Raw genomic sequence first — 6,586 nt, forward strand, 5'->3', positions numbered from 1 at the left:
CGCGCGACCAGACCAGCAGCATGACCAGTGCCGCGACTCCCAGCAAGGCCCCCAAGCCATGCGAGAGTCCGGAGAACGGGTCTTTTAGTTTCATAGATTTATGAGATCACAACTTCGCTAACGAAGCAAGTCCTTGAGCCAGCCGAAGAGATCAAAGCGGCCTCCGCGTGCGGTCTGAGTTGCCTTTGGTTTAGGCGGTGCAGGAGGCTGGCCCAGTGTAGGCTCGTCTAAAAAGCTACGGCGGTAGGCAAGCTCGGTGACAATGGGCTTCTCGTACTTGGCAACATCAGCGAGGTTGGTGAGCTTGTTGGCGATCATGGTCTTGGCGATCACATCCACAAATGGGCGGATATTGCCCGTGTTGATCTTGCGGTCGAGCAGTGTCGCCAGGCCCGCCTCGCTCTTGACCACATCGCCCACTTTTCCGGCAAGCTTGGTACCATCGGCAAGCGTCACCGTGATCGGGTCATTCTCCGGCCAGTACGAGGCTTTTGCCTGCTTGATCTGTGCCACCCGGTACGCCGCGCTACGACGGCCCGCGCGCTGCCAGATAGCCGTGAGGCGCTTGTCCTCGATAATTTTATCCACAGCCTCTTTGCCAGAGAGCTCCGCGCCTGTTACCGGATCAATCACGGTCAGTGTACGGTCGGTTTGAATGTCTAGACCAAACTGCCGGAAGTCCTGCTGAAATGCCGCCGGGTTCTCTTTCTTCTCCAGTGCCAGTGCCTTGCAGAGATCCTGCTCCCCGCTCCCATCGGCCATGGTCACAAACTGAATAAAGCCTACCGAGACATAGCCCGTATCGTAGGTCTGGGTGGTCTCAAAGCCGCCTTCCAGAGCACTCACCTGCGAGAAACACTTGCGCTCGGTTGGGGAGAAGCCTGCTTCGTTGAAGAGGACAGTCAGCTCGTTCTCGGGAATGTCTTTGACCCGCTTGCCATACGAGACCACGCCTCGTGCAAACCGGTAGTAGGCGAAGCGGTCTTTGTCGAAGCGCACATTGTCGCGGTAGACATACGGCTCGTCGTTTTCGTCGAAGCGCACCGTGTACTGGAGCGGAGTTACAGCGCTCTGAAACGCCGCCGGAGGGTTGCCTACCGCGCTCAGCAGTGCCGCCGGAGCCGAGCCGGGATAGGATGGGGAAGTTGCCTGCGGCGGGAGGGGCGCAGGGCCCTTAGGGACAACAGCTACCTGAGTCGTTCCATTGGCGGCATCGGCGAGCTTCTGGGCCTGGAACTTATCCCAGGCAATCTTGGCCTCGATCCAGCTCTCCCACTCGGGAACTCCCCCCTTCACTACCTGGCTAGGCGGGATCTTCTTGCCCCCCGCGACGGCACGCTGGTAGGCTAAAAACCAGGTCGAGCCCTCGGGGGTGAGACGCACAGCCCACGGCCCTGGTTTGCCCGGTGCCACGGGAGCCACCTCAACCGTGTAGCGCCCTGGGGCATTCCAGAACTCCACCAGTGCCTTGCGCTCCGCCTCAGTGAAGAGGGGCAGCGGCTGGGCAGCCTGGGTCTTGTGCACCATCGCGCCACCAAGCGTGGCCGCAGTTAAAACAAGGGAAATCGGAATTATGGGTCTCATAACAGTCCTCCAGTATACCGTAATTATGCGTAGGTGAGTTCCCGATCTGTAGCACTCTGCAACCTTTATCCATCTCCCGTGTCGAAAAGAGCGGAGGTTACCCCATGCGTTTTCTTCTGATCCCGACAGCCGCCGTGGTCTGCTGCCTGAGCACAGGCTGTTCCAACGACACCAGCCGTGCCCGCGAGTCTGCCCGCCTCTTTCTCTCCGCGTTGAGCCGGGGAGATGCCAACGAGGCACAAAAATTCACCACTATGGCCGCGCGTCCCTATGTTGCAAAAATCACTCCGGAGAGCACGACCTCCAAAGCGGGCTTCACGCTGGGCGACACTGTCGTAATCAAAGACAACAGCGCCGAAGTTCCGGCTCAGTTTCAGGGGGATGACTCCAAGCCCTACCCGGGCACGGTGTTTCTTCGGAAAGAAGAGAACGAGTGGCGGGTCTGGGCACTGCGCATCAAGCTCCCCAGCGGCTACGAGCTCATGATGGACCTTGAGCACCCGGAGCGCATGGTGGGTGAGCTGCTCGGTGCCGCCACCGGGGAGTTTTGGAAAAACAGCGAAAAAGCAGGCCGACAGCTCGGCGAGGCACTCGGTGGATTTATGAAGGGCTTTAGCGAGGGGCTGGAGAAGACTGCACCAAAAGCGGCTCCGGCATGTGGTGCTCTGTCGCCGCCTGTCATTCGGTAGCTAGGGACGCTTCGCACGAATATCGTAGGTCCAGAGGCAGTTTTCCTCGCGGAGATAGAGCCGTCCCTGTGAAATCACGGGATAGGCCCAGGCACCTGGTTTTCCACGCGGCGGGAGGGCAGGCGGCGTGAAGCGCCCCTTCTCTTTGTAGCCCGCCGGGGTGGCCTCCGCGAGAGCCATGGTGCTATCGCCGCCTCTCAGGTAGAAATGGCCGTCGGCATAGGCCACGGAAGCTCCACTGGGCAAACGCTTGTCCCATACCAACCGGCCGCTCGCATACTCTAGGCACATGAAAATCGCGCTGTCATTGTTTCCGTAGAGATAGTCGCCGACCTTGACACTACCTCCTAGGGCATTGGGAACCTTAAGCTTGTTGTAAAGCGTCTCGACCTCGTACGAGCCAGCACTTGCCTTGATGCGCGCCACGCCGCCGCCGGCCCCCGCCGCGCTGTAGATCAGGTCACCTGAGACGATCGGGGTCGGGGCATTAACACCGTAATCCTTAGCACGGGTCTTGTCGTAGCGCCAGAGAAGCTTTCCCGTGGCCGCGTCCACGCCTACCAAGCCAAGGCTCAGAAACTCAACATACTGCCGAACACCCCCCACCTCCATCACCACGGCGGAGGCATAGCTGGCGGCATCTCCCTCGGGCAGGGCCGATTTCCAGACAAGCGCCCCCGTCGTTTTCTCCAGTGCGATAATGGTGGCGCTGGCTCCTCCAGGGGCGACAATGACTTTATTGCCATCTACCAGCGGCGACTCCGCGTAGGCCCAGATGCCAGGCTTACCCTCAAAATCCATGCGCAGGCTCTTCTTCCAGAGAGGCTTGCCGGTCTGAGTGTCCAGGCAGACCAAATCGCCATCGGAGCCCAGCGCATAGAGCCGCTTGCCCTCCACCGTCGGGGTTGAGCGTGCCCCAGGATAGCTCGGCTGCTGATCCGGGTTACCCACTTTACCGATTCGGGTAGACCAGAGCCGCTTGCCATTTAAGACGCTATAGGCTCGAACAAATTCACTCTCCATCCCCTCATTGCTGAGCACGTAGAGAGTGTTCCCTACAACCGCCGGTGTCGAGTACCCTGAGCCAATATCTTTGAGCTGCCAGAGAAGCGTCGGCCCCGCAGGTTTCCACTCCTTGAGCAGCCCCGTCTCCTGCGAGTGTCCATCACGTTTTGGCCCGCGCCACTGTGCCCAGTCATCTACGGTTCTCATGCCTAGATTTTACCGCCTCTACGTACTTAGCGAACCATCCGGAGAAATTCTAGGGGCACTTTGGCCAAAATCCGCCTGGGAGAGCGCCTTGAGTACAACAACTGCACGCTTCTTCGGGTCGGGCTGCGGCCCTCCTGGCGAGCGCTGCACCATCGGGTGAACCTGGCCTTTGATAAACTTTCCGTTATCATCCAGCGTGACACTCAGAACGCACGTCACTCCCATCGGGCCGCCTAGGCTCATCCGTCCGTAGGTGGCGAAGTTGCCCAGCGAGTAGGCGATCAGGTGTCCTTTGTAGAGCTCCATCCCGCGCAGAACATGTGGCCCATGTCCGATCACCAGGCAAGCTCCGGCATCTATCACCGCATGAGCAAACTTTCGCAAGTCTCCCCGCGACTCGCCGTAGAAGCTCTCGCCGCCTCGCGGGACATGCTGGTGCGCCGCCCCTTCGGCTCCTCCGTGAAACGAGACCACTACCCGAGCCCCCGTCTTTTTCGCCTGCGCTACCAGACGCTGTGCTTGGGCAATATTATTCAGATTGGGCGAGGTGTTGTTGGTGGCAAAACCGAGAAAGGCAACTCCCTTCACCAGAGCTGCCGTGCTACTTGACCCCGTCGCCGCGATCCCAAGCTTCGCCAGCGTTTTCAGAGTCTGGCTACGGCCTATCGCCTGAAAATCACTCGCATGGTTATTAGCCACCGAGAGCACGTCAAAGCTTGCTTCTTTGAGCCACTTTCCATAGCGCGTCGGGGTGCGGAAGGCAAAGCTATGCGCCGCGTTGGCCTTGCCCGGTGTCACGGTGCCGCCGTCACAGAGCGGGCCTTCTAGGTTTCCAAAAGCGATATCGGCGGCTTTAAGAAGCGAGGCGGCGGGCAGCAAGAGATTCTTGCCCGACAGCTTTGGCGAAGGCCAGTCGCTCCCGAGCATGATGTCTCCTACCGCGACAATCGTGAGGTGCATACGCTTAATTTTCCTTCTTCACTTGAAACGGGAAGTTGGCCGTGGCCGCTCCCCCATGGCTATCACGAGCATAGACAAAGAGCCGGTAGGCTCCCGGCTGAGTCGGTGCCGACAGAGTAAATGGCTTGCCTGGCTCTCCAGGGAACTCGGTCAGCCAGGTATTGTTCTCCAGACGCAGCTCCCACCGCACCCGCACCGACCCCGAGGCCCGGAGAGTGAGTGTGGCAGAGAGCGTCGAGCCCGGCGCGATCGTCTTGCCGTCTGCGGCACTTGTCAGGCTGATCAGCTCAGGACAGGGCTTTGCGACCGGCTTGCCTGTCCATGCACGCGAGAGTGCGTCCACCATGGCAAGCTTCTCACCGGTCTTGGGCAGAAACATCCCAAACCAGGTCGGGGTTCCCTCCAGCTTATCGCCCCACAAAAAGACATAGCTCCCCAGACAGCTCGGCCGCCCTACCACCGCCTTGGCATAGGTCTCCGCGTAGCGCTTGGCTTTCTGCGTGCTCGTTTCTTCTCGCGGCGCCCCCCACTCCGTCTTGCCCACCTCCCACGGCCCCAGTGGTCCGAACTCGGTGATGACATAGGGCTTAGTCCAGCCCGCTTTTTTCAGGCGCTCGGGCAGGCTCGCAGCGCCGCCGTAGGCATTGATTCCCAGGATATCCACCGAGGGCGCGAACTTCTGAATCTGCGCGAGCTTTTTATCGCTGATCTCCGCGACAACGGTCATCACGGGATGATCCGGGTCGGTCTTATGAACATACTGCGCGGCGGCCTCGACAGATTTCCACATCAGCTCGGCCTCGGTATCGTCAAGCCCGACCTCCATCTCGTTACCCAGGGCCCAGCAGAGCAGCGCGGGGTGGTCTTTGTAGCGAGACACATGACCACAGATCGCATCAAACTGCCCAGTCACCGCTTTGGAGTCGGCGTAGCGGAAGCCATGCTCTTTGTGGCCCAGCCAGATCCCCACCGTGGCAGTCAGCCCCAGGCGCTGGCACTTGTCCAGCATCCCTCCGACATCGTCGGCTCCCCACGTGCGAATCGAGTTCCCCCCCAGAGTGGCAAGCTGCTCCAGAGAGTTTGCTCCCCCGGCACCACGAATGAGATAGGGCATGCGGCCGCGCATCAGTCGCCAGCCTGCTGTTGTCTTCTCAATGGTTGTCTTCATTTTAGCCTCACCGTATGGCAGTTTACGGGTAGCCCCGTCGCATTGTTGAACTCAGCGGCGGCTTCGACGGCTTTGACCGCCAGCGCTTCCGCCGTGAGCTCAGAATCATCATAGAGCGCCCACAGGGCACCGAGGGCGTACTCGGCTCCGCTGCCATAGGCATAGAAGCGCGTAAACTCCTGCACCAGCCGGTGGGAGCCCACCCCAAAAATTCCCGACGGGCTAGCGATGAGTACATTGAAGCGCGTGGACTCCACGGAGTCGCCGTCGTCCTCGTTGGGATTGAGATAGTAGCGGTCTTTGCAGGCGGCGTGGAGCGCCAGCCAGGTTACAAAAATATCGTCGGGATTGGCGAGATGAGGCGGCGTCTTGAGGCTATCAAAGTAGTTCTTGAGCATATGCCCCGCGCTCGACGGCCCACAAAAGGCGATAAAGCCCGCCCCGACGGGCAGCACTTTCTGAGGGTTGGCAATATAGGCCGCACTCTCCCGCTGGGTCCCCCACGACGTGAGCGTGTCGGCAGCAATCGCCGCCTGCTCGCCCTTACGTACCACGACTATCGTCGACATACGGGCATTGTACTCGAAACTCGAAACAGAACCTACAGGGGCACTAAATCCGTGACAGTCAGACTGTACTCCTCATCCGCGATGACACGACTGTGGTCAATAAAGACACTGCGCGGCCAGCCATCTAAGCTGAAATCCATGTCTACCTGATCGGCTTTACGGGTCAGCGCCTCACCGATAACATCTAGAGTTTTCTCTACCGTATCATAGGCCTTCAGGTGCTCTGGGGAGTTAATCGCCACTCCATTTTGCACCGTGATCGTCACGGGCCGGGTGTACTCCTCCGTGCAAAAACAATTTTTCCGGAGCGTGAACTTGTAGGAGCGCAACTTCTTCGCCGTCCAGTTTGATCGCGCAAGAGATAGCTGCTGCTCCTGGGTCGTCAAGGAGGTATTGCCTCCACA

General features: G+C 59.6%; 7 protein-coding genes. 1 reads left to right on the forward strand and 6 read right to left on the reverse strand.

Features of this window, described 5'->3' with window-relative positions; translation table 11 throughout:
* Positions 1 to 117 precede the first annotated feature (117 nt).
* Complete coding sequence (locus RMO15_RS24345) at positions 118 to 1,584, reverse strand: hypothetical protein (RefSeq protein ID WP_309718670.1); 1,467 nt, start codon at positions 1,582 to 1,584, stop codon at positions 118 to 120.
* Between the two features lie 104 nt (positions 1,585 to 1,688).
* Here RMO15_RS24345 and RMO15_RS24350 point away from each other — a divergent pair, with 104 nt between their 5' ends.
* Positions 1,689 to 2,273, forward strand: a complete 585-nt coding sequence (locus RMO15_RS24350; protein WP_309718683.1) for a hypothetical protein — start codon at positions 1,689 to 1,691, stop codon at positions 2,271 to 2,273.
* Here the strand turns inward: RMO15_RS24350 and RMO15_RS24355 are convergent, their stop codons facing one another.
* The 5 genes from RMO15_RS24355 to RMO15_RS24375 all read right to left on the reverse strand — a co-directional run.
* On the reverse strand, positions 2,274 to 3,485 hold the full coding sequence (locus tag RMO15_RS24355; RefSeq protein ID WP_309718686.1) for a PQQ-binding-like beta-propeller repeat protein: 1,212 nt from the start codon (positions 3,483 to 3,485) through the stop codon (positions 2,274 to 2,276).
* A gap of 18 nt (positions 3,486 to 3,503) precedes the next feature.
* A complete protein-coding gene (locus RMO15_RS24360) occupies positions 3,504 to 4,445 on the reverse strand; it encodes a CapA family protein (protein WP_309718689.1) in 942 nt (313 codons plus the stop codon).
* 4 nt (positions 4,446 to 4,449) lie between these two features.
* On the reverse strand, positions 4,450 to 5,613 hold the full coding sequence (locus RMO15_RS24365; RefSeq protein WP_309718692.1) for a glycoside hydrolase family 2 TIM barrel-domain containing protein: 1,164 nt from the start codon (positions 5,611 to 5,613) through the stop codon (positions 4,450 to 4,452).
* Positions 5,610 to 6,182 (reverse strand): hypothetical protein, encoded by a 573-nt coding sequence (locus tag RMO15_RS24370; protein WP_309718694.1) that lies wholly within the window; start codon positions 6,180 to 6,182, stop codon positions 5,610 to 5,612. The genes RMO15_RS24365 and RMO15_RS24370 overlap by 4 nt, the downstream gene beginning before the upstream one ends.
* Before the next feature lie 32 nt (positions 6,183 to 6,214).
* A partial coding sequence (locus tag RMO15_RS24375) for a DUF6174 domain-containing protein (protein WP_309718697.1) occupies positions 6,215 to 6,586 on the reverse strand: 372 nt, incomplete at its 5' end.

This window comes from Armatimonas sp., from assembly GCF_031410135.1.
Classification (GTDB): Bacteria; Armatimonadota; Armatimonadia; order Armatimonadales; family Armatimonadaceae; genus Armatimonas.